Origin of the sequence: Porphyrobacter sp. LM 6 (assembly GCF_001720465.1) — a bacterium.
GTDB lineage: Bacteria > Pseudomonadota > Alphaproteobacteria > Sphingomonadales > Sphingomonadaceae > Erythrobacter.
Genome location: NZ_CP017113.1, coordinates 715,717 through 737,266 on the forward strand (window position 1 = coordinate 715,717; position 21,550 = coordinate 737,266).

A 21,550-nucleotide genomic window follows, 5' to 3' on the forward strand; every position below is an offset into this window, starting at 1 on the left:
ATCGATGGATAACCCCGATCCCCGTAGCCTGACCGACGCCGAATGGCGCGAGAAGCTCACCCCGATGCAGTATCACATCCTGCGCGAAGCCGGCACGGAACGCGCTTTCACCGGCGAATATGACAAGTTCTACGACGAGGGCGAATATCACTGCGCGGCCTGCGGCACGCAGCTGTTCTATTCGACGGCCAAATACAATTCCGGCTGCGGCTGGCCCGCTTTTACCAAGCCCTCGACCGATGAAGTGATCGAGGAAAACCGCGATGTCAGCTACGGCATGATCCGCACCGAAGTGCGCTGCGGCAAGTGTGGCGGGCATCTTGGCCATGTCTTTCCCGACGGGCCGCCCGAACAGGGCGGCTTGCGCTATTGCATCAATTCCGCCGCGCTGGTCTTCACCCCGGCGCAGGATTGAGGCGCATTGCCGTAATGAAGGACAGGCCCCGGCTTTGCGGGTTCACCCCCGGTTACAACTTCCCTATGCAGAGCGCGCAAAAACGCGGTTAACGCGCGTTGAGCAGGTGGACACAGGTCATGTCGAAAAGGGGCGATCGGTTGCAGAACAAGGGCGCACGCGGACAACGCCGCGCAGCCAATGAGCGGTCGGGCATGGCACCGCCGCGCGCGCCCAAGAGCGCTGCACCGCCGCCTTCCGCCTTCCGCCGCTGGATGAAGTGTCTGATGGTCTGGGGTGGCGGGCTGGCGCTGCTCGGCCTCGTGTTCCTCGGCTTTGCGGTCGCCTTCGCCGCGCAGTCGCTGCCGAGCTATGCCGCGCTCAAGGCGACCCAGCCGGGCCAGACCATCCTGATCCGCGCCCGCGATGGCCGCGAACTGGTGGAGATCGGGCCGAGCTTCGGCGAATGGCTCAACTACAAGGACATTCCCGAAAGCATGACCAATGCGATGGTGGCGGTCGAAGACAAGCGCTTCCATTCGCACCTCGGGGTCGATCCGTTCCGGCTCACCGGTGCGTTGGTGGAAGGTCTGACGGGATCGCGCGCGCGGGTGGGCGGCACATCGACCATCACCCAGCAGCTCGCCCGCAACCTGTTCCTCAACAACAACCGTTCGCTCGACCGCAAGGCGCGCGAGGCGGTGCTGGCGATGGCGCTGGAATGGAAGTTCTCGAAGGAGCAGATTCTCGAGCTCTATCTCAACAAGGTCTATTTCGGCGGCGGCGCTTACGGGATCGATTCCGCCAGCCGCAAATTCTTCAGCCATCCCGCGACCGATTTGACGGTGGGCGAAGCGGCGATCATCGCTGGGCTGGTCAAGGCGCCGAGCCGCTATTCACCGACTTCCGATACCCAGGCTGCAGTCGACCGCGCCAAGGTGGTGCTGCGCTTGATGCGCGAGCAGGGTTATATCACCCCCGATCAGGCGATGGTCGATGTCAGCGCGGTGCAGCTCAAGGAGCAGGCCGGACAGAACTCGGTGCGCTATTTCACCGATTGGGTGCTGCCGCAGCTCGATATCATCCTGCCCGAAACCTATGAACCGATTGAGGTGTGGACGACGCTGGATGTGGGCATGCAGCGCGCGGCGACGGCGGCGATCGAGTCCAATACGCCGGGCGGTGCCCAAGGGGCGCTGGTCAGCCTTGACCGCGACGGTGCGATCCTCGCGCTCGTGGGCGGCACCGATTATGTCGCCAGCAACTTCAACCGCGCCACCACCGCAATGCGTCAGCCCGGTTCGGCATGGAAGCTGTTCGTCTATCTCGCCGCGCTCGAGGCGGGCTACACGCCCGAAGACAAGGTGGTCGATACTCCCGTGACGATCGACGGCTGGAGCCCGCGCAACTCGAACGGGCGCAATGTCGGTGAAACGGATCTGCGCACGGCCTTTGCCTATTCGATCAACACCGTGGCCGCGCAGCTGGGCAACGAAGTCGGCTTCGGCACGGTCGCATCGATGGCGCGGCGGTTTGGCGTCACCTCGGAAGTCGAAACCTATCCCTCGATGGTGCTGGGTTCGTCCGAAGTGCGGGTGATCGAGATGACGCAGGCCTTTGCTGCGATCGCTGCCAAGGGCACGGCCATCGAGCCTTACGGGATCACCAAGGTGACCGGTGCCAGCGGCGAGGTGCTGTATCGCCACGCCAGCCGGCGCAATGCTGCGCTGGTGCCGGATTATGTCGTTGCCGGGGCGACCGACCTGCTCCAGGCCGCGGTGCAGACCGGTACGGGCCGTGCGGCGCAGATCGGCCGTCCGGTGGCAGGCAAGACCGGCACCACCTCGTCGAACAAGGATGGCTGGTTCATCGGCTTCTCGTCCGGGGTCACTACGGGGGTGTGGATGGGCCGCGACGATGCCAAGCCGGTGCCGGGCCTTCAGGGCGGCCGCGCGCCGGCGCAGGCCTTTGCCGCCTTCATGCGCTATGCGGTCAAGGATCGTCCGGTCGAGGAATTCGACGTGACGCTGGAACTGCCCGAGTGGCAGCTGGAACCCGACGAGGAGGCGATGTTCGGCGATCCGGAAGATTATTACTACATCGACGAGCAGGGCAATCTGGTCGAGCCGGACCGCCGCGATCCCTCGCAGAGCCCGTTCGGGGTCGAGGGCGAGGGCGCGCCTCCTGCTGCCAGCGAGGATTTCCTCGAAGAGGCGACCGGCGGGGAAATCCCGCGTGCGCCGCCGCGCCGCCCGCCGTCACAGCCGGCAATGAAACCGCCCGAATACTGATACAAAAAGGGCGCCGGGATGTTCTCCCGGCGCCCTTTCCTTTTCGGGCTGGCTTAGCGCAGACGCACCGGGACGAAGGCCGGCGGCTGAGTGCGGCGCTGGATCCGCAGCAGGATCGCCTCGCGCTTTTCGGTCGTGGCGGCGTTGACCTGCGCCAGCAGCGCCTCGACGGTGGCGACGGGCTGGTAATTGGCCGACAGCACGATATCCCCACGGCGCAGACCCTTGCGGGCCGCATCCGAATTGGGATCGACGGCAGCGATCACCACGCCCTTGGTTTCCGGATCAACGCCGAGCGAACGGGCGATCTGCGCGCTCATCGGCATGACCTGCAGACCGAGCTTCTGTTCGATCGTCACGTCCGAGGTGCCGGGCGCCATCGGCTCCTCGGCATCGGGATCGAAGGTCTGGGCCTGCTGTTGCAGCTCCGCCTCGGTCGGGCGCTTGCCGAGCGTGACATTGACCGCGAGACGCTTGCCGTCACGCAGCAGTTCGACCGGCACCAGAGCGCCGGGTTCGAGATTCGCAACGAGGAACGAGACCGTCTGCTCGGCGCTGACGTCCTTGCCATTGACCTTGGTGACGATATCGCCGGGCTTGAGGCCTGCGCGCTGTGCCGGGCTGTCATCCTGCACGGTCTGCACCAGCTCGCCGCGGCGCTTGGGAAGGCCGAGCGATGCGGCGAAGTCTTCGTCGATCGGCTGGAGGCCGACGCCGAGGTAACCGCGCTCGATCTCGCGGCCGGCCTTGAGCTGTTCGACGATCGGCGCAGCGATCTCGGCGGGGATCGCAAAGCCGATCCCGACACTGCCGCCCGAAGGCGAGAAGATCGCGTTGTTGATGCCGATCACATTGCCGCGCATGTCGAACAGCGGGCCGCCCGAATTGCCGCGGTTGATGCTCGCGTCGGTCTGGAGATAGCGATCATAGGCACCGCCCTGGCCGGTGTTGCGATAGACCGCCGAGATGATCCCGCTTGTCACCGTGCCGCCCAGACCGAAGGGATTGCCGATCGCGACCACCCAGTCGCCCACACGCGCCGCGCTCGAATCGCCGAAGCGGACGAAGGGGAAGGTGCGGTTGGCGCGGATCTTGAGCACCGCGAGGTCCGAGGCCGCATCAGCGCCGACAAGATCGGCTTCGTATTCGGTGCCATCGGGCAAGGTGATCGTGATCGCTTCCAGCTTCGCGCGGCTGTCTGGCGGATTGATCACGTGATTGTTGGTCACCACGTAACCATCGGACGAAATGATGAAGCCCGAACCCAGCGACTGCGCCTCGCGCGTCTGCGGCTGTCCGCCGCCGTTCTGGCCGCCCTGACGGCGGTTGAACAGTTCGGCAAAGGGCGTGCCGGCAAAGGGATTGTTGGCGACTTCTACCCGCTGGCGCGTGGCGATGTTGACCACGGCGGGCTGGAGCTGTTCGGTCAGGTCGGCGAAGCTCGCCGGGGCGCCCGCGACGGGCACCACCCGGTCCATGACCGCACCATCGTTCTGCGCGACCTGCGCGCCCAGAGGCGATCCGGTGATCAGCGAGATGGCAGCGCCGCCCACCAGCAGCGCGCTCGACAGTCCATACACGTAGCGCACGTTGTTCACGTCCTCTTGGTCCTTATCTTTCCCGGGAACGTCCGCGGCCACCGCGCCGTTCCTCAAACCGTTGACGGGGCATCAGCCGGGTGGCTGATTTCAACGCCCCAAATGCGCTGTCCGGGCCTGAACGGCGATTGAACGCCGCCCTTCCTTCGCCGGACGTAATCGGCTGCTGGTCGAACTGATCAGCGCTCTCCGCGGAACTGGCGGAAGTATTCGCTGTCGTCCGACAAGACCATCGTGCTGTCGCCCTGCCCTGCAAGGAAGGTCTGACGATAGCTCTGCATGGCGCGATAGAAGTCGTAAAACTTGGGGTCTTTCCCATAAGCATCGGCGTAGATACGGGCGGCCTCGGCGCTGGCTTCGGCCTGGATGATCTGCGCGTCGCGTTGCCCAGCGGCGCGGATCGTGGCGGCTTCTTCCTCGCGGTCGGTTTCCATCCGGATGAAGGCGGCATCGAGGGGACGGCCTTCGGGAAGGTCGGCGGCCTTGATCCGCACGTCGAGCACCTGCGCCCCATAAGTGCGGGCCTGCTGGTCGAGCGAGCGGGTGATGTTGGTCATTGCCGTACCGCGTTCGGCATTGATCAGCGCGGTGAACGGACGACGGCCGAGCTCCTGCCGCAGCACCGAGGTGAGGATCGGCAGCAGCTGGGCTTCGAGCTGGCGTTCGCTGCCAGCCTTCTCCACCAGCTTGACCGGATCGATGATGCGGTAGCGGGCATAGGCATCAACCTGTAGCCGCTGCTGATCGTTCGAGAGCACCTGGGTGCGTTCCATGTCGAGATCGAGCACGCGGCGGTCAACCATCTGCACCTGCTCGACGAACGGGATGCGCCAGTTGAGCCCGGCACCGGTCTGGCCATAGGGCTCGTTGGGGCGGAACATGTTGAAGATGCGAACCGGCTGGCCGGTGCGGATCACCACCGCCTGATGCGTTTCGGGCACGATCACGATGCTCGAGATCAGCGCGATCACGATCACAGCTGCACCGATGAGCAGCGCGCGGGTGTTCTGAAGCAGTTCCTGCATGGTCTTATTGCCCCTGCTGCTGGACCGGTGGCTTGGCACCGCGCTTGAGTTCAGGCAGCGGCAGATAAGGCACCACCTTGCCGGATTCGACAATCGTCTTGTCGGTCTTCGACAGCACGGCCTCCATGGTTTCATAATAGAGGCGGCGGCGCGTCACTTCGGGGGCGAGCTTGTATTCTTCGTAGATGTCGTTGAACTCGCTGGCATCGCCCTGCGCGCGGGCGAGCAATTGCTGCGCCACCGCGCGGGCGCGGTTGATCGCCGCGTCGGCATCCTGCTGCGCGGAAGAAACGTCCTTGAAGGCTTCTTCAACCCGCGCGGGCGGATCGACCTTGTTGATTTCGATCCCCTGCACGCTGATGCCGGAACGATAGGCATCGAGCCGCGCCTGCATTGCGGCACGCACATCCTGTTCGATTTCAGCGCGACCAGCGCCGGTCAGCACGGTGTCGAGATCCTGTTTGGCGACCGAAGCGCGCATCGCCGCCTCGCCGATCTCGAGCAGCGCATTGCGCGGGTCGGACAGCTGGTACTTGTAGAGCGCGAGGTCGGAAATGTTCCAGCGGATCAGATAGGACAGATCGACCAGGTTCTGATCGCCAGTGAGGATCAGCTTTTCGGTGTTGGTGCCGGGCACCTCTTCCAGCCGCACCTTGGTCACGTTCTCCTTTTCCACTGTTTGCAGCGGCCAGGGAGCGGTGAAGTTGGTGCCGGAATCCAGCGAGTGCGAATATTTGCCGCCGAACCAGGTCACCACTGCCTGTTCGCCCGGCTGAATGAAGTGCACGCCCGTCGCGCCGACCCAGATCAGTGCGACCCCGCCGAGGATGACCGGCAGCCAGCTCTTGCCATTCGGGCGCTCGGGCAGGCGGAAGGTCGGGCCACCCGATCCGCCGCCGCCTGCGCGGCGCGGGCCTTCGGGGCCACGGCTCTTGAAGATGTCTTCGATCCCGGCCGAACGGCGCTTGCCCGGCTCGCCCGAACCGGGGAGCCACGGGTTGCGTGGACCCCCGCTGCCTCCATTATCGCTGCCGTCGTCGGCCCCGGGGCCATTGCCGCCACCCGCGCTGCCGTCGCCCGGCTCATCACCGCCGCCCGAGCCGCCCCAAGGGTTGTTCTTGCCAGCCATGGCCAAGCCGCGCGCGGCACCGCCAAGACGTTCTCTCCAGCCGTCCAATCTCTGCATTTCCTATCTATAGGCACGCCTCTGCACGAAAAACAGGGGTTGGCTGCGTGAATTTGGTGTTAGAGGCGTGCCGAAATGAACAACCCCTCCGAACCACCCCGCCAGCCCGACGCCGAGGAAGCGCTGATTCGCGGTGCGCTGCCGCCCGAAATCAACCACCGCCTGCGTTCCGCCCGCATTGTCTCCCGCCGTGCGGTGATCGTTGCCGAGGCCGGCGACCTGTCCGATGCGGACCGCTCCGCGCTGGAAAACGCCATCACTGCCGCATTGTCCCCGCTCGCCGAAATTGACGAGGTGCGCATCGCGCTGACGGGAGAGCGCCGCCGCCGCCGGTTGATCGCGGTCGGATCGGGCAAGGGCGGGGTCGGCAAGTCGACGCTCACCACCAACCTTGCGGTCGCCCTCGCGCGGATGGGGCGCCGCGTCGGGGTGATCGATGGCGACATCTACGGCCCCTCGCAGCCCAAGCTGCTCAAGACCGAAGGCATCAAGCCCACCGCCACGCCCGAGGGCGACAAGCTGGTGGCGATCGATACGCCCTATGGCGTGAAGGTCCTTTCGATGGGGCACATCGTCGCCCCCGGCAAGGCGCTGGCATGGCGCGGGCCGATGACCGGCAAGGCGCTCACCCAGCTGGTCGATGCCGAGTGGGGCGATACCGATCTGCTGCTGATCGACCTGCCGCCGGGCACCGGTGATGTTCAGCTTTCGATGCTGTCGACCCACAAGCCCGATGGCGCGGTGCTGGTGTCCACCCCGCAGGACCTTGCGCTGATCGATGCTGCGCGCGCCGGGCAGCTGTTCGAACAGGGCGATGTGCCGATCATCGGGCTGGTCGAGAACATGGCCGGATACGCCTGCCCGCATTGCGGCGAGATGAGTGATCCTTTCGGGCAAGGCGGCGTGGAGAAGTTCGCCGCCGCGCTCGAAATCCCCTTCCTCGGCCGGGTGCCGCTGACGCTGGCGACGCGCATGGCGGGCGACAAGGGCGAGCCTCCGGCAGCGGGGGATGACGAAACCGCTGCGCCTTTCGTGGCGATTGCCGAGCGGCTGGCGCGCTGGCTCGATACCGGGACGATCTAGGCGATGGAGGTCACGCGGCGCGGAATGCTGACCGGGGCTGCCGTAGGCGGCGGTCTGTTGGTGGCATGGTGGTTGATGCCGCGCAGCTACCGCACGCCGCTGGTGGCGGTCAGCGACGAACAGGTGTTCGGCGCGTGGCTCAAGATCGCCCATGACGGCGTGGTGACGGTCGCGGTGCCGCAGCTCGAGATGGGACAGGGGATCACCACACTGCTGCCGCAGATCGTGGCCTATGAACTGGGGGCGGACTGGCGGCAGATCGCGGTCGAACCGGCGCCGGTATCGGGTGCCTATGGCAATGTCCCGCTGGCGCGCAAATGGATCACGCTCTGGGATCCGGTGGCCGCGGGCCTTTCGGATCGGACCGATACGATGATGGCGGAGCGCTTTGTCGGATCGCAGCGTTTCACCGCGACCGCCGACGGCACCTCGCTCGAAGCCTATGAAATGCCTTGCCGTGAGGCTGCTGCCGCCGCGCGGGCGATGCTGGCGCAGGAAGCTGCATCGCGCTGGGGCGTGGCATGGGAAGAATGCGAGGTCACCGGCGGCTTCGTAACCCACGGCGATAACCGCGCCAGCTTTGGCGAGCTGGCGGAGGCGGCTGCCGAGTGGACACCGCCCGATCCGCCGCCGCTCCGTCCCGAGCCGATGCGCGAAAAGCCCCTGCCTGCCGAGGCCGAGGAAATGCCCGCCTATCCGCGGCTTGATTTGCCCTCCAAGGTCGATGGTTCGCACCGTTTCGCGGGTGATGTGCGACTGCCGGGCATGGTGTTCGCTTCGATCCGCCATGGCCCCGCCGACGGGAGCGAGCTGGCGGGCTTCAACCGCGATGCTGTCGCCGGGATCAAGGGACTGGCAGGGATCGTCGAAAGCAAGCGCTGGATCGCGGTGGCTGCCTCCACATGGTGGAGCGCCGAGCAGGCGCTCGACGCGATGAAGCCGCGCTTTGCCACGACCACGCCGGTCAGCAGCACCGATCTTGCCGCCCGGCTCGATACGACGCTGACGGGCGGCGAGGGCTTTACCATTGCCGAAACCGGGTTCGGCGGGGACGCCTTCACGCGGGTCGACATGGGGCGGCGCTACGAGATCGAGCCCGCCTATGCCGCGCCGGTCGAAACCGCCACGGCGGCAGCGCATTTCGTCGACGGGCGGCTCGATCTGTGGATCGCCACGCAGGCGCCCGAACAGGCGCGGATCGCCGCAGCGCGCGCGATCGGCATTTCGGTCGAGGATGTTGCGCTTTATCCGATGCCCGCCGGGGGCAGCTTCGATGCGCGGCTCGAGCATGATCATGCGATCGAGATCGCGCTGATTGCCCGCGAACTGGGCCGCCCCGTGCAGCTGACCTGGCCGCGCCGCGACGAGATCATTCGCAGCCGTCCGCGTGCGCCGGCTTGGGTGCTGATGGGCGCGCAGCTTTCCCGCACCAACCCCGGCGCGATCGAAGCGATGCGGATGCGGATCGCAACTCCGCCGGCGGCCCGCGAATTCGGCAAGCGGCTGTTCGGCAATCTCACTCCGGCTGCCGCGATCCGCGAGACGGCGGGCGAGCCCGATCCGCTCGCCTGCGAGGGCGCGGTGCCGCCCTATCAGGTGCCTGCGCTGCTGGTGGAACACGTGCCGGTAGAGATCGGCCTGCCGGTCGGCCGGGTGCGCGGCAATGCCTATGGGCCGACCACCTTTGCGATCGAAAGCTTCATCGACGAAATCGCCGCCAAGCACGAACGCGAGCCGCTGTCGTTCCGCATGATGATGCTCGGCAGCGACGTGCGGCTGGCCGCGTGCCTGCAACGCGCCGCACAGCTCGCCGGATGGGATGGCGGGGTCAACCAGAGCGGGCAGGGCCTCGCCTGTGCGCGGATCGGCGACGGGCCGGATGCCGCGCGCATCGCCTGCGTTGCCACTGCGCGGCAGGGCGAGGGCGGGGTACGGGTGATCCGGCTTTCGGCGGCAGTCGATATCGGGCGGATCGTCAACCACGACATTGCGCTCCAGCAGATCGAGGGCGGCTTGGTGTTCGGGATCGGCATGGCGCTCGGCAATCCGGTCAAGCTGCGCAGCGGGTTGCCGGAAAACACCGACTATACCGGGCTGGGCCTGCCGACACTGGCCGATTGCCCGGAAATGCGGATCGTGTTCATGACCAGCGATGCGCCGCCCGCCGACCCTGGCGAGCTTGGTGCGGTGGTGGCCCCGCCGGCGATCGCCAATGCGCTGTTTTCGGCGACGGGCTTGCGTCTGCGCCGCCTGCCCCTACTTTCGGACGGCACATGACCCGGACAAATTCACCTCTCGCGGTCCGGAAGTTCGCGTCTTGCCGGAAACCAAACGCCCCCCGAACGTTAGGGCCGCTATGACCTGGCAGACCCAGCGCCTTCCGGGCGATCATCCCCCCGCCCGAAGCGGCAAGATCGGCGTGATGCTGGTCAATCTCGGCACGCCCGACGGGCCCGATCCGGATTCGGTCCGGCGCTATCTCAAGCAGTTCCTGTCGGATCGCCGCGTGGTCGAGATCCCGCCGATCGTATGGCAGATCATCCTGCGCGGCATCATTCTCAACACCCGGCCCCAGAAAAGCTCCAAGGCCTACAGCAAGATCTGGACCGAGCGCGGCTCGCCGCTCGCCGATATCACCGCGCGGCAGGCCGAGGCGATGGCCAAGACTTTCGTTGCCCGCTTTGGCGAGACGGTCGTGGTCGAATACGCGATGCGTTACGGCAAGCCTTCGATCGAAAGCCGGCTGACCGCGCTGATGGCGGAGGGGTGCGACCGCATCCTCATCGCCCCGATGTATCCGCAATATTGCGCCGCCACCACCGCGACCGTGTTCGACGAGGTGGCGCGCGTACTCGGGCAGATGCGCTGGCAACCGGCGCTGCGCTTCGTGCCGCCCTATCACGATGATCCCGGCTATATCGGCGCGCTGGCAGAGGATCTGACCCGGCAGGTGCGCGGCCTCAGCTTCAAGCCTGAAGTCATGCTGCTGAGCTTCCATGGGATGCCGCAGCAGACGCTGGAGAAGGGCGATCCCTATTACTGCCACTGCATGAAGACCGCCCGCCTTCTGCGCGAGGCGCTGGAAGTGCGCCCCGAGTTTTCGGGCGTGCGGTTTGAAACCACCTTCCAATCGCGCTTCGGCCCCGCGGCGTGGCTTGAACCCTCGACCGATGCGACGCTGATCGCGGAAGGCGGCAAGGGGACCAAGCGGCTGGTGGTCGCAGCCCCCGGCTTTGCGGCGGACTGTGTCGAGACGATGGAAGAGCTCGCGCTCGAAGGGCGTGACGAGTTCATCGAGGCAGGCGGCGAGGATTATGCGGTGCTCGATTGCCTCAACACCTCGGGTGATGGCCTCGTCATGATCGAGACAATGCTGCGGCGCGAGCTTTCCGGCTGGATTTGAGCGCGGGGATTATTTACACCCAAGTCAGTTGCGAATCCGAACCTGTAACGGAGCCCGAAACCGACCATGGCGACCCTTGCCGAAGCCCCGACTGCTCGTGATGCTGCCCCTGCCGATGCTCCGCGTCACTGGGGTGAAGGCCGTCTGACCGAAGCGGACCTTGCCCATATCCCGGGCGAGGCAGGCTGGCCGGTGGTCGGCAACACCTTCACCATGCTTGCCAATCCGCACGCCTTTGCCGACCGGATGATCAAGACCCACGGCAAGGTTTACAAGAACCGCGCCTTTGGCGGCTGGCAGATCGCGCTGATCGGGGCCGAGGCGAACGAGCTGCTGCTGTTCAACAAGGACAAGATTTTCTCCAGCGAACAGGGCTGGGGACCGGTGCTCGACCAGCTGTTCCCGCGCGGGCTGATGCTGATCGATTTCGAGCATCACCGCATTGACCGCCGCGCGCTGTCGATCGCGTTCAAGCCCGAACCGATGCGCCACTATTCGGGCGCGCTCAATCGCGGGATTGCGCGCGAGGTGGCCGGCTGGGCGGGGCCGATGGAGTTCTATCCGGCGATCAAGAAGCTCACGCTCGATCTCGCGGCGGATAGCTTCATCGGGCTGCCGTGGGGGCCGGAAGCCGACAAGATCAATGAGGCTTTCGTCGACATGGTGCAGGCCTCGGTCGCGCCGGTGCGCAAGCCGCTGCCCTTCACCAAGATGAAGAAGGGCGTGGATGGCCGCGCGTTTCTCGTCGAGTATTTCACCCGCGAAACCCTGCGCCGCCGCGCGGAAGGCGGGGGGCAGGACATGTTCAGCCAGTTCGCCACCGCGACCCGCGAGGACGGCTCGCTGCTGCCGGTCGACGAAGTGGTCGATCACATGAACTTCCTGATGATGGCGGCGCATGACACCATCACCTCCTCGGCCACCTCGCTGATCTATCACCTCGCCACCAACCCCGAATGGCAGGAGAAACTGCGCGAGGAAATCATGGCAGTCACCGGCGGGCCGGATGGCGACGGCAACCCGCGCCCGCTCGATTATGATGACCTCGCCAAGCTCGATCTGACCGAGATGGCGTTCAAGGAATCGCTGCGGATGGTGCCGCCTGTGCCCTCGATGCCGCGCCGGGCGCTGCGCGAGTTCGAGTATGGCGGATACCGCATTCCGGCGGGCGCGATGGTGGGGATCAATATCTACTGGACCCACCACTCCGAGGAATATTGGGACAAGCCCTTCACCTTCGATCCGATGCGCTTCACGCCTGACAAGGTGAAGGCACGGCACAAGTATGCGTGGGTGCCGTTTGGCGGGGGCGCGCATATGTGCCTGGGGCTGCACTTTGCCTATATGCAGGTGAAGATCCTGCTGGCGCAGCTGCTCCAGCGCTACCGGATCGAGGCTGCACCGGGCTACAATCCCGAATGGCAGGACTGGCCGATCCCGCAGCCCAAGGACGGGCTCAAGGTCACCTTCAAACCGCTTTGATTGTCCGCATCGCGTCCGCGATGCGAAATCCTCGCTCACACGGCCTGACGGCCGCGTCGCTGCGGGCGGCCGTTCGGCCTTGCGGCGGCTGCGCCGCCGAGTGCCACAGATGTTCCACGTGGAACATTGGCTAGCGGGGCCTAGAGGGGGTCTAAGGGGGGTCTAGGCGGGCCTGCCGCGCACCTCCCTTATCAAAAATCGACTGCGATCCCGTCTTTCTCCCAATCCCCATAGCGGGTGGGGCTGAGCTTTTCGTCCTGCTCGACGGGCCTCGGCGCGGGCACCGGATCGTTGGTCCAGTGGGCGGGCTTCCTGAAATTCTTCGCGGCTTCGGACTTTTCCTTGGTCATGGCCTCCCAAATGCGCGTGCTGGCGCTTGGTTTCAATAGGGGTTAGGGGCGCGTTTGTGGCCCGCATCGCCGGGGAGCGAAAAACCGGTTCCCACTTTTTCGCGCGATGCTCTAGGGGCCGTGCATGGCATTACCCCCGGACTTCCCGTGCGCCGTGCTGCGCTCCGCCTGCTCGATGCCGTGTTCCGGCGGGGCGAGACGCTGGAACAGGCGGAAGGCCCCGCGCTCGCCGATATCCGCAAGGCCCCCGACCGCGCGCTGACCAAGGCGATCGCGGGCGAGACCCTGCGCTGGCTGACCGATATCGATGCGTTGATCGACAGCGCGACCAAACAGAACCTGCCCGAAGACGCCAAGGCGCGCATGGTGCTGCGGCTGATGCTGGCGCAGGCGCTGCGGCTCGATACGCCCCCGCACGCGGTGATCGCCACCGGCCTGCCGCTGCTCGCCGGCGGGCCGCGGCGATTGGCGCACGGGGTGTTCTCGGCGCTGGTGAAGCAGGGCGCGGCGCTGCCCGAGGTGCCGACCCTGCCCGAACGCGTCACCGCCCGCTGGGGCGCGGACAAGGCCGCCGCGATCGCCCCCGGCCTCGCCTACCCGCCCGAGCTTGACCTTGCCTTGAAAGATACGGGCGCAACCGAGGCCCGCGCCGTCCAGATGGGCGGGATCAGCCTGGCCCCCGGCCATGTCCGCCTGCCGCGCGGCGCGGCGGTGGAGAGCCTCGCCGATTTCAAGGCGGGCGACTGGTGGGTGCAGGATCTCGCCGCTTCGATCCCCGCGCGCTTGCTGGGGGCGGGAGAGGGGCGCAACGTGCTCGATCTGTGCGCCGCGCCCGGCGGCAAGACGATGCAGCTGGCGGCGAGCGGGTGGAATGTCACCGCGCTCGATCTGTCGAAGCGGCGGCTCGATCTGCTCAAGGACAATCTCAAGCGCACCGGGCTGAAAGCCGCGCCCGTCCGCGCCGATGCGCTGACGTGGGAGCCGAAGCACCGCTTCGATGCAATCCTGATTGATGCCCCGTGCTCGGCCACCGGCACCTGCCGTCGCCACCCCGATGTGCTCCACCGCATCGGCAAGGGCCAGATTGCCGAGATGGTCGAACTGCAACGCGCGCTCACGTCGCGGGCGGCGGGCTGGCTCAATCCCGGAGGCTGGCTGGTCTATGCGGTGTGCTCGCTCGAAGCCGAAGAGGGCGAGAGCCAAGCGGCGTGGATCGATGCCGAACTGGGTCTGACGCCCCAGCCGGTCACGGCAGAGGAACTGCCCGCCGGTCTCACTCCCACACCCGAAGGCTGGCTGCGGACGCATCCCGGAATGCTGGCCGATCACGGCGGGCTCGACGGGTTCTTCGTGGCGCGGTGGGTGAAGCAATAACTCAACCGTCTTCCCGGGCTTGACCCGGGATCCCGCTTTTCTCTTCGAAGGCGAAAGGCAGCGGGACCCCGGATCAAGTCCGGGGCGACGGTAAGTTGGGGGCGAGGGTAACCGGATCGAACTGTCCCGCGAATGGTGCAGCAACGCCCATTCGCGAAAGACCCCTTCCCATGAAAAAGCTCCTCCTCCTCGCCGCCACCCATCTGGGCGCAGTCGCGCTCGGTTTTGCCCTCGGGGTCTATTTCCTGCCGATCCTTGTGGCCGAACGCGCGCCCGATGCCGCGCAGCTTGCCGCTGCGGCGAAGTCCGCCGCCTACTCCGCCACCTTCAGGAAGGACCTGCCCGGCAGCGACGAGTTCCACTGGGGCACCGGCACGATCAGCGTCACCCCGCAGCGCATCGTCCACCAGGGCGAACTGGCGCCGGGGCCGGATTACAAGATCTACCTCGCCCCCCGCTATGTCGACAACGATGCCGATTTCCGCGCGATCAAGGCGCAATCGGTGCAGCTGGGTTCGATCAAGAGCTACAACGGCTTCATCATCGATGTGCCGCCGGGCGTGAATATCGAGAACTACGATACCGTGGTGATCTGGTGCGAAGCCTTCGGCAAGTTCATCACCGCCGCCAAATACCGCTGAGGGTAGCACTGGCCCCGCGGCGGATTGCTCCGCCGCGGGGCTAGCCCTGCTCAATCCTTCACATACTTCTGGAAGCTCTTGCGCAGCTTCATCAGCTTGGGCGGGATCACCGCGAGGCAATAGGGGTTCCGCTGGCCTTCGCCGTCCCAGTATTCCTGGTGATAGTCCTCGGCCGGATACCATTCGGCCGTTTGCGCGCCGCCCGAAAGACCCTCGATCGTGGTGACCGCCTGCTTGCCGTTCTCGGCATTCCAGCGCGCAATCGCGGCTTCGGCTTCCGCGCCCTGTTCGTCCGACAGCGGGAAGATCGCCGAGCGGTATTGCGTGCCGATGTCGTTGCCCTGCCGGTTCAACTGCGTCGGATCATGCGTGCCAAGGAACACGTCGTAGATTTCGGCAAGGCTGATCGCGTGCGGATCAAAGGTCACGCGGATGGCTTCGGCATGGCCGGTCGTGCCGGTGCACACTTCCTTGTAGGTCGGATGCGCCTTGGTGCCGCCGATATAGCCGCTTTCCACGCCGCTCACGCCGACGACATCGCGAAACACTGCCTCGGTGCACCAGAAGCATCCGCCTGCAATGATCGCTGTGTCCATGTTGCTCATCGAATTCTCCGTTTGTTTGTGCCAGAGATAGGCCACGAAACCGTTTTTGCCACCCATGCGTATCAACGTGCATTCGACACCCCAAGGGAGAGAGTTACCCATGAACAAGCTGATCCTTGCCGCCGCCGCGAGCGGCCTTGCCTTTGCGGCCCCGCTGGCGGCCCAGCACATGGACCATGGCGCGCATGGCGCTCACGGCGCGCATAAGGAAGACACCAGCGATGCGCATATCCGCGACACCGCGATGTTCATGAAGCATCACGGCGAGCAGGTGTCGGCCGCGATCAACCACCCGACCCGCGCCGAGGACAAGGCGCGCGACGCGTTCCGCAAGCCGGCGGAAACGCTCGCCTTCTTCCATGTCGGCCCGCACATGAAGGTTGGCGAATATTCGCCCGGTGGCGGCTGGTATTCGCGCCTGCTCGGACACTACCTCGGCGGCGAGGGCAAGCTGGTCGGTATCTACGTCAACCCGCTGACCGCCAGCAGCGATCCCGCCCGCCAGCAGCGCGTGCGCGATGCCGCGGCGAAGTTCCCGGCCGAAGTCGCCGGCTACACCGGGCTTCCGGCCGAAAAGTTCGCAGGGATCACGCTCGAGTCCATTCCGGCCGACCAGAAGGGCACCTTCGACCGCATCCTGCTGATGCGCGCGCTGCACAATCCGCTGCGCATGGGCATCCTCGACACCGAACTGCGGGCCATGCGCGAACTGCTGAAGGATGACGGGTTGATCGGCATCGAACAGCACCGCGCCAAGGCGGATGCGCCGTGGTCCTACGCCAATGGCAGCAAGGGCTATCTGCGGCAGGAGGACGTGATCGACCTGATGCGCATCCACGGCTTCGAACTGGTCGCCGCGAGCGAGATCCTTGCCAACCCCAAGGATGCCGCCAACCACCCCGAAGGCGTGTGGGAAATGCCCCCGACGCTGGCGACCAAGCGCGAAGACCTCAAGGGTCTGGGTGAAAGCGACCGCATGACGCTGCTCTTCAAGAAGGCCAAATAATGAAGTAGGGGCGGCGGCATGACCGCTATCACGCTCGCCGCCCTTCAGCTTCCCCTCGGTTCGGATGACGAAGCCGCCAACATCGCCGCCGTGTCGGCGCTGGTGGAGGAAGCCGCCGCGAAGGGCGCGCAGCTGATCCTGCCGCCCGAGCTGTTCTCCGGCCCCTATTTCTGCCGCGAGGAGGACGAGGCGCTGTTCGCACTCGCGCGGCCCACCGCAGAGCACCCTAGCGTGATCGCGATGCAGGCGCTCGCCGCGAAGCTCAAGGTGACGATCCCGACCAGCTTCTTCGAGCGGGACGGGCACCACTATTACAACACCCTCGCGATAATCGGCCCCGACGGCGCGATCCAGGGCACCTACCGCAAGAGCCACATCCCCGATGGCCCGGGCTATGAGGAAAAGTACTATTTCCGCCCCGGGAATGACGGCTTCAAGGTGTGGGACGTGGCCGGAGAGGGCGGCGCGATCGTCAAGGTCGGCGTCGGCATCTGCTGGGACCAGTGGTATCCCGAATGCGCGCGCGTGATGGCACTGATGGGCGCAGAACTGCTGCTCTATCCCACCGCAATCGGTTCCGAGCCCTATGATGCAGGCCTCGACACCAGCCGCATGTGGCGCCGAGCGATGATCGGCCATGCGGTGTCGAACTGCATGCCCGTGGCTGCGGCCAACCGCATCGGCACCGAAGGCCCGGACGATGCAGCACAGAGCTTCTACGGCCACTCCTTCATCGCGGACGAATGGGGCGATCTGGTCGCTGATTACGGCGCGGGCGAGACCGGCGTGCTGATCGCCCGGCTCGATCTGGCGCGTGCGGCGACGCACCGGGCCGGCATGGGCTTCTTCCGCGACCGCCGCCCGCAGCTCTACGGCCGGATCGCGCAAGATATCTGAGCTTGAGCAGCACCTATCTCGTCGCGCTCGGCAGCAACCGGCGCCACCACCTCTATGGCGCGCCGCGCGGCGTGGTGCAGGCGGCGATGGAGGAGATCGCGGCTTTCGGCACCGTGACCGCCCGCGCGCCGATCATCGCGACCCCGGCGATGGGCGCGGCGCAGCGGTCCTTCGCCAATGCCGCGCTGGTGATGGAGAGCGAGCTTGCGCCGCCCTCGCTGCTCGCCGCCCTCAAGCGCACCGAGCGCGCCTTCGGCCGCCGCCCCGGTCAGCGCTGGGGCGACCGCGTGCTCGATTGCGACATCATCCTTTGGAGCGGCGGGGAATGGCGCTCGGCAGGTCTGGCGATCCCCCATCCCGCCTTTGCCGCGCGTGACTTCGTGCTCACCCCGGCCCGCGCCATCGCGCCCGACTGGCGCGATCCGACGCATGGTCTGACCATCGCCCATCACCATGCCCGCTTGACCCGCCCGCGCCCCCTGCCTAGGTGAGCGCGCCTGCCGCCATTCGCGCGGCACACGTGTGGGCCCGTAGCTCAGTAGGTAGAGCAGCTGACTTTTAATCAGCGGGTCACAGGTTCGAATCCTGTCGGGCTCACCATTTCTTTTCGCGCGCCCTCCGGGGCGCGAAATCCTCGCTCCCGCTCCCTATGGTCGCTTCGCTGCGGGCGCCCGTTCGGGCTTGCGGCCTTTCAGGCCGTTTGGTGCGACTGCGTGGGGTTACGCCTTCTTTGCGTCCAGCCACAGCGCTGCCTTTACCCCGAAGGTGATCAGGAACGGCACCAGCACCACGCTCAGGAACACCTTGGCGAGCACCTGGCCGATCATCAGGTCGGTGATGTCGAACTCGCCGTAGAAGGCGAGGGTGATGAAGATCACCGAATCCACCGCTTGGCTCAGCGCCGAGGCAATCGCGCCGCGCACCATCAGGCCGATCGCGCCTTCCTCGCCCTGCCCGCGCAGGCGGTCGAAGATCCAGATGTTGAGCAGCAGCGAGGTGATGTAGGATGCGGGGCCTGCCATCCACACCCGCCAGGTCGACTGGTGCACCCGCTCAAAGGCGGCGAGATCATCGGGGCGGAAGGCGAGCATTTCCGACGAGGCGGGTAGGCCCAGCACCAGCTGCATCAGCAGCGCCGAGAGGCCGAGCGGGAAGAACCCCCACCACACGATCCGCTTGGCCGCATCGCGCCCGTAAAGCTGCGAGAGCGTGCTGGAGATCACCACCAGCATCAAGAACGGGAATATCCCGCTTTCGACTGCAAGGCTCGTCGGCCACAGCTGCACCTGCTTGAACGCAAGTACGCCCGCGAGCACTGTCATCCCGCCATAGAGCAGCGTGAAGACGAACATGCCCAGCGGCATGGAGATAGTGGAGACGGCGGGTGCGGCAGGCGCGGCGGTATCGGTCATCGCCCGCTTGCTAGCCAGCGCGCAGGCAAAAGAAAAGGCGCACGCCCGCCCCTGTCACCGACCGGATTTCGTCCCCAGTGCGCACACTGTGCCTTGCCCTTGTGGAGCCGCGCGGCGCCAACCCTTGCAAGTCGTTCGGCAAACTGCCACCCACCCTTGGCGCGCGCGGGCCTTTCCGTCCGGTCAGCGCGGGGGTCAGATCGTCTTTTCCTTGCAAGCAAAGGGCATGTCGCTGCCGTGAACCAAGGTATCACGTCCATCCTGCTGAGCCTCGGCGGGGTCTTCGCCATTCTCGGCATCGCCTTCGCGCTTTCCTCCGCAAGGCGGAAGATCAACCTCAGGGTGGTGGGTTCCGCCTTTGCCTTGCAGGCGATCACTGCGCTGGTTGTGCTGCGCACCGAAGCGGGCGTTGCCGTTATTGGCGGTCTGTCACGCGGGGTCATTGCGCTGCTCGATTTCTCGAAGGTAGGCATCACCTCGGTGTTCGGGCCGATGGAGAACAATCCCTTCGCCAACACCTTCGTGATCGGCGCGCTGCCGGTGATCGTGTTCTTTGCCGCGATTGTCTCGATCCTCTATCACCTCGGCATCATGCAGCGGCTGGTGCGCTGGGTGGGCGGGGCGATCGGCTGGATCACCGGGATCAGCAAGGTCGAGGCGCTGGGCGCGGCGGCCAATATCTTCGTCGGCCAGTCGGAAAGCCCGCTGGTGGTGCGCCCCTATCTCGCAGCGCTCAGCCCCTCGGGCCTGTTCACGCTGATGGCGGTGGGCATGGCGGGCGTGGCGGGGACGATCCTTGCCGCCTATGCCAGCTTCATCGGCGAAGAGGCGGTGCCGTTCCTGCTCGCCGCGGCCTTCATGTCGGCGCCGGGCGGGATCCTGATGGCCAAGATCATGATGCCCGATGATGGTGTGGCGGCTTTAGGCGCTGATATCGGTGCTGCGGCGGTGGCCAAGGCGCGTGGCAAGAGCAACACCCTGACCGAAGCGACCCGGGTGGTGATGTATGACGAGAACGGGCAGGAGGTCGAACTCCCCCAGGCGCGCATCAGCGCGGTCGGCCCGGCGTCGATTGTCGAACCCGGCCAGAAGGCTGACGAGGTGACTTCGGCCGAAACCTTCGAGGAAGGCCAGCGCCCCGCCAACATCATCGAAGCCGCAGCCCAGGGCACGCAGACCGGCGTGAAGCTCGCCGTCGCAGTGGGCGCGATGGTGATGGTGTTCGTCGCGCTGGTGGCGCTCGCCAACGGGATGCTTGCCGGCATCGGCGGTGGGATCGTGAACCTTGCCGCGCAGACCGGCAGCCCGCTGTCGCCTGATGTCGCCGCGTGGCTTTCCACCATCAGCTTCCAGAAGCTGCTCGGCTATATCTTCGCGCCGGTGATGTTCCTGATCGGCATTTCCGACTGGGATCAGGCGCAGATCGCGGGTGGGCTGTTTGGCACCAAGATCGTGCTCAACGAATTCGTCGCCTTCATCGATCTGGGCGCGATGCAGGCGGGCGAATTGACCGCGCGCAGCCGCGCGATCATCACGTTCGCGCTGTGCGGCTTTGCCAACTTCTCCTCGATCGCGATCCAGATGGCGGTGACCGGCGGGCTGGCCCCCAACCAGCGCCCGGTGATCGCCAAGCTGGGGCTGAAGGCGCTCGCGGCAGGCAGCCTTGCGAACCTGATGAGCGCGGCGCTGGCGAGCCTGTTCCTGCCCTACTGAGGCTTGGCAGTCATGGCGGCCTGGGTGTAAGGGCCGCGCATGACTGACATCGCTTCCGTTTCGCTCGCCCAGCCGCTCGAGACCATCGCCGACGAACTGGGCCGCAGCTTTGCCGAATATGGTTTCGCCGTGGTGCGCGATCACGGCATTCCGCAGGATCTGATCGACCGCGCCGAGGCCGCCTCTAGGGCGTTTTTTGCGCTGCCTGATGATGTGAAGCGCGCCTACAAGATCGAAGGCGGCGGCGGGGCGCGGGGCTACACGCCGTTCGGCACCGAGAAAGCCAAGGACGCCAACATCTTCGATCTGAAGGAGTTCTGGCACGTCGGCCGCGATCTGCCCGCTGGTCACCCGCTGGCCGAATACATGGCCCCCAATGTCTGGCCGTCCGAGGTCGAAGGTTTCCGCGAAACGCTCAGCGCACTCTACTCCGCCTTCGAGGTTGCCGGGGGCCGGGTGCTCGAAGCGATCGCGCTGCATCTGGGCCGCCCGCGCGATTTCTTTGCCGACAGCGTCGAGAACGGCAATTCTGTGATGCGCCTGCTGCATTACCCGCCGCTCGCCGAAGGCGCGCCCGAAGGTGCGATCCGCGCCGCCGCGCACGAGGACATCAACACCATCACGCTGCTGCTGGGGGCCGAGGAAGCCGGGCTCGAACTGCTCACCAAGACGGGCGAATGGCTGCCGATCCCGGCGGCTGAGGGCGCGTTGGTGATCAATGTCGGCGACATGCTCCAGCGCCAGACCAACGGGCGGCTGCGTTCGACCACGCACCGGGTGGTGAACCCGCGCGGGGATGCGGCACGACGGGCGCGCTATTCGATGCCGTTCTTCCTGCATTTCCGGCCCGATTTCCTGATCGAGCCGCTGCCCGAATGCGTCAGCGCCGACGATGCGACCCCGCCCGAACCGGCGATCACCGCGCATGATTATCTCATGCAGCGCCTGCGCGAGATCAACCTCGCCTGACCGGCCCGGCTGACCTGCGGCCAACGCCCGTGCCGAAGAATTTCCGCGGGCGTTGCTGCAGTGCAACACCCGCGCGCAGAACACGCGCAATCCGGAGACTTTTCTAGCGTTCGCACGCGGG

19 protein-coding genes and 1 tRNA gene are annotated in these 21,550 nt (G+C 66.0%); 14 read left to right on the top strand and 6 right to left on the bottom strand.

Annotated elements, in window-relative coordinates; all coding sequences use genetic code 11:
• The first annotated feature begins 4 nt into the window (after window positions 1-4).
• Entirely contained in the window at window positions 5-415 is a 411-nt protein-coding gene (gene msrB, locus BG023_RS03560) for a peptide-methionine (R)-S-oxide reductase MsrB (protein ID WP_069309246.1), read from the top strand.
• 194 nt (window positions 416-609) lie between these two features.
• On the top strand, window positions 610-2,685 hold the full coding sequence (locus BG023_RS03565; RefSeq protein ID WP_150122776.1) for a transglycosylase domain-containing protein: 2,076 nt from the start codon (window positions 610-612) through the stop codon (window positions 2,683-2,685).
• Window positions 2,686-2,738: 53 nt separating this feature from the next.
• On the opposite strand, the gene BG023_RS03570 is transcribed toward BG023_RS03565, so the two are convergent.
• From BG023_RS03570 to hflK, 3 genes are all read right to left on the bottom strand, one after another.
• On the bottom strand, window positions 2,739-4,283 hold the full coding sequence (locus tag BG023_RS03570; RefSeq protein WP_083234745.1) for a Do family serine endopeptidase: 1,545 nt from the start codon (window positions 4,281-4,283) through the stop codon (window positions 2,739-2,741).
• Between the two features lie 179 nt (window positions 4,284-4,462).
• Complete coding sequence (hflC, locus tag BG023_RS03575; protein WP_069309248.1) at window positions 4,463-5,308, bottom strand: protease modulator HflC; 846 nt, start codon at window positions 5,306-5,308, stop codon at window positions 4,463-4,465.
• Between the two features lie 4 nt (window positions 5,309-5,312).
• On the bottom strand, window positions 5,313-6,437 hold the full coding sequence (gene hflK, locus BG023_RS03580) for a protease modulator HflK (RefSeq protein ID WP_069309249.1): 1,125 nt from the start codon (window positions 6,435-6,437) through the stop codon (window positions 5,313-5,315).
• Between the two features lie 132 nt (window positions 6,438-6,569).
• Between hflK and BG023_RS03585 the strand changes: the two genes are divergently transcribed.
• From BG023_RS03585 to BG023_RS03600, 4 genes are all read left to right on the top strand, one after another.
• Window positions 6,570-7,577, top strand: a complete 1,008-nt coding sequence (locus BG023_RS03585) for an Mrp/NBP35 family ATP-binding protein (protein ID WP_069309250.1) — start codon at window positions 6,570-6,572, stop codon at window positions 7,575-7,577.
• Between the two features lie 3 nt (window positions 7,578-7,580).
• Window positions 7,581-9,854, top strand: a complete 2,274-nt coding sequence (locus tag BG023_RS03590) for a molybdopterin cofactor-binding domain-containing protein (protein WP_069309251.1) — start codon at window positions 7,581-7,583, stop codon at window positions 9,852-9,854.
• 79 nt (window positions 9,855-9,933) lie between these two features.
• Window positions 9,934-10,980 (top strand): ferrochelatase, encoded by a 1,047-nt coding sequence (gene hemH, locus BG023_RS03595; RefSeq protein WP_069309252.1) that lies wholly within the window; start codon window positions 9,934-9,936, stop codon window positions 10,978-10,980.
• Between the two features lie 66 nt (window positions 10,981-11,046).
• On the top strand, window positions 11,047-12,462 hold the full coding sequence (locus BG023_RS03600; RefSeq protein ID WP_069309253.1) for a cytochrome P450: 1,416 nt from the start codon (window positions 11,047-11,049) through the stop codon (window positions 12,460-12,462).
• A gap of 191 nt (window positions 12,463-12,653) precedes the next feature.
• On the opposite strand, the gene BG023_RS03605 is transcribed toward BG023_RS03600, so the two are convergent.
• A complete protein-coding gene (locus tag BG023_RS03605) occupies window positions 12,654-12,812 on the bottom strand; it encodes a DUF1674 domain-containing protein (RefSeq protein ID WP_069309254.1) in 159 nt (52 codons plus the stop codon).
• A gap of 120 nt (window positions 12,813-12,932) precedes the next feature.
• Between BG023_RS03605 and BG023_RS03610 the strand changes: the two genes are divergently transcribed.
• Entirely contained in the window at window positions 12,933-14,186 is a 1,254-nt protein-coding gene (locus BG023_RS03610; RefSeq protein WP_233993065.1) for an RsmB/NOP family class I SAM-dependent RNA methyltransferase, read from the top strand.
• Between the two features lie 170 nt (window positions 14,187-14,356).
• Window positions 14,357-14,827: a DM13 domain-containing protein gene (locus BG023_RS03615; protein ID WP_069309255.1), complete on the top strand. Its 471-nt coding sequence runs from the start codon at window positions 14,357-14,359 to the stop codon at window positions 14,825-14,827.
• Window positions 14,828-14,877: 50 nt separating this feature from the next.
• On the opposite strand, the gene msrA is transcribed toward BG023_RS03615, so the two are convergent.
• The gene (gene msrA, locus BG023_RS03620; RefSeq protein ID WP_069311098.1) at window positions 14,878-15,423 is read right to left on the bottom strand and encodes a peptide-methionine (S)-S-oxide reductase MsrA; all 546 of its coding nucleotides are present in this window, start codon (window positions 15,421-15,423) and stop codon (window positions 14,878-14,880) included.
• A 109-nt stretch (window positions 15,424-15,532) separates the two neighbouring features.
• Between msrA and BG023_RS03625 the strand changes: the two genes are divergently transcribed.
• From BG023_RS03625 to BG023_RS03640, 4 genes are all read left to right on the top strand, one after another.
• On the top strand, window positions 15,533-16,438 hold the full coding sequence (locus BG023_RS03625; protein ID WP_069309256.1) for a class I SAM-dependent methyltransferase: 906 nt from the start codon (window positions 15,533-15,535) through the stop codon (window positions 16,436-16,438).
• An 18-nt stretch (window positions 16,439-16,456) separates the two neighbouring features.
• Window positions 16,457-17,335, top strand: a complete 879-nt coding sequence (gene aguB / locus BG023_RS03630) for an N-carbamoylputrescine amidase (RefSeq protein WP_069309257.1) — start codon at window positions 16,457-16,459, stop codon at window positions 17,333-17,335.
• Between the two features lie 2 nt (window positions 17,336-17,337).
• Window positions 17,338-17,826, top strand: a complete 489-nt coding sequence (gene folK / locus BG023_RS03635; protein ID WP_069309258.1) for a 2-amino-4-hydroxy-6-hydroxymethyldihydropteridine diphosphokinase — start codon at window positions 17,338-17,340, stop codon at window positions 17,824-17,826.
• A 33-nt stretch (window positions 17,827-17,859) separates the two neighbouring features.
• A tRNA-Lys gene (locus BG023_RS03640) sits at window positions 17,860-17,935 on the top strand.
• A gap of 119 nt (window positions 17,936-18,054) precedes the next feature.
• On the opposite strand, the gene BG023_RS03645 is transcribed toward BG023_RS03640, so the two are convergent.
• Window positions 18,055-18,747 carry a queuosine precursor transporter gene (locus tag BG023_RS03645; protein WP_069309259.1) on the bottom strand — a complete coding sequence of 231 codons (693 nt, stop codon included), beginning with the start codon at window positions 18,745-18,747 and terminating at the stop codon, window positions 18,055-18,057.
• 237 nt (window positions 18,748-18,984) lie between these two features.
• Here BG023_RS03645 and BG023_RS03650 point away from each other — a divergent pair, with 237 nt between their 5' ends.
• Together BG023_RS03650 and BG023_RS03655 are read left to right on the top strand one after the other, a co-directional pair.
• The gene (locus BG023_RS03650; protein ID WP_083234509.1) at window positions 18,985-20,460 is read left to right on the top strand and encodes a NupC/NupG family nucleoside CNT transporter; all 1,476 of its coding nucleotides are present in this window, start codon (window positions 18,985-18,987) and stop codon (window positions 20,458-20,460) included.
• Between the two features lie 39 nt (window positions 20,461-20,499).
• Window positions 20,500-21,429: an isopenicillin N synthase family dioxygenase gene (locus BG023_RS03655; RefSeq protein ID WP_069309260.1), complete on the top strand. Its 930-nt coding sequence runs from the start codon at window positions 20,500-20,502 to the stop codon at window positions 21,427-21,429.
• Window positions 21,430-21,550: the final 121 nt, after the last annotated feature.

What these genes read in the sequence shown, in the direction of transcription:
- BG023_RS03585 (WP_069309250.1), top strand. Translation starts at nt 6,570, where the DNA reads ATGAACAACCCCTCCGAACCACCCCGCCAGCCCGACGCCGAGGAAGCG.
- hemH (WP_069309252.1), top strand. Translation starts at nt 9,934, where the DNA reads ATGACCTGGCAGACCCAGCGCCTTCCGGGCGATCATCCCCCCGCCCGA.
- BG023_RS03590 (WP_069309251.1), top strand. Translation starts at nt 7,581, where the DNA reads ATGGAGGTCACGCGGCGCGGAATGCTGACCGGGGCTGCCGTAGGCGGC.
- hflK (WP_069309249.1), bottom strand. Translation starts at nt 6,437, where the DNA reads ATGGCTGGCAAGAACAACCCTTGGGGCGGCTCGGGCGGCGGTGATGAG.
- BG023_RS03625 (WP_069309256.1), top strand. Translation starts at nt 15,533, where the DNA reads ATGAACAAGCTGATCCTTGCCGCCGCCGCGAGCGGCCTTGCCTTTGCG.
- BG023_RS03605 (WP_069309254.1), bottom strand. Translation starts at nt 12,812, where the DNA reads ATGACCAAGGAAAAGTCCGAAGCCGCGAAGAATTTCAGGAAGCCCGCC.
- hflC (WP_069309248.1), bottom strand. Translation starts at nt 5,308, where the DNA reads ATGCAGGAACTGCTTCAGAACACCCGCGCGCTGCTCATCGGTGCAGCT.
- BG023_RS03615 (WP_069309255.1), top strand. Translation starts at nt 14,357, where the DNA reads ATGAAAAAGCTCCTCCTCCTCGCCGCCACCCATCTGGGCGCAGTCGCG.
- msrB (WP_069309246.1), top strand. Translation starts at nt 5, where the DNA reads ATGGATAACCCCGATCCCCGTAGCCTGACCGACGCCGAATGGCGCGAG.
- BG023_RS03645 (WP_069309259.1), bottom strand. Translation starts at nt 18,747, where the DNA reads ATGACCGATACCGCCGCGCCTGCCGCACCCGCCGTCTCCACTATCTCC.
- BG023_RS03655 (WP_069309260.1), top strand. Translation starts at nt 20,500, where the DNA reads ATGACTGACATCGCTTCCGTTTCGCTCGCCCAGCCGCTCGAGACCATC.
- msrA (WP_069311098.1), bottom strand. Translation starts at nt 15,423, where the DNA reads ATGGACACAGCGATCATTGCAGGCGGATGCTTCTGGTGCACCGAGGCA.
- BG023_RS03600 (WP_069309253.1), top strand. Translation starts at nt 11,047, where the DNA reads ATGGCGACCCTTGCCGAAGCCCCGACTGCTCGTGATGCTGCCCCTGCC.
- BG023_RS03565 (WP_150122776.1), top strand. Translation starts at nt 610, where the DNA reads ATGGCACCGCCGCGCGCGCCCAAGAGCGCTGCACCGCCGCCTTCCGCC.
- aguB (WP_069309257.1), top strand. Translation starts at nt 16,457, where the DNA reads ATGACCGCTATCACGCTCGCCGCCCTTCAGCTTCCCCTCGGTTCGGAT.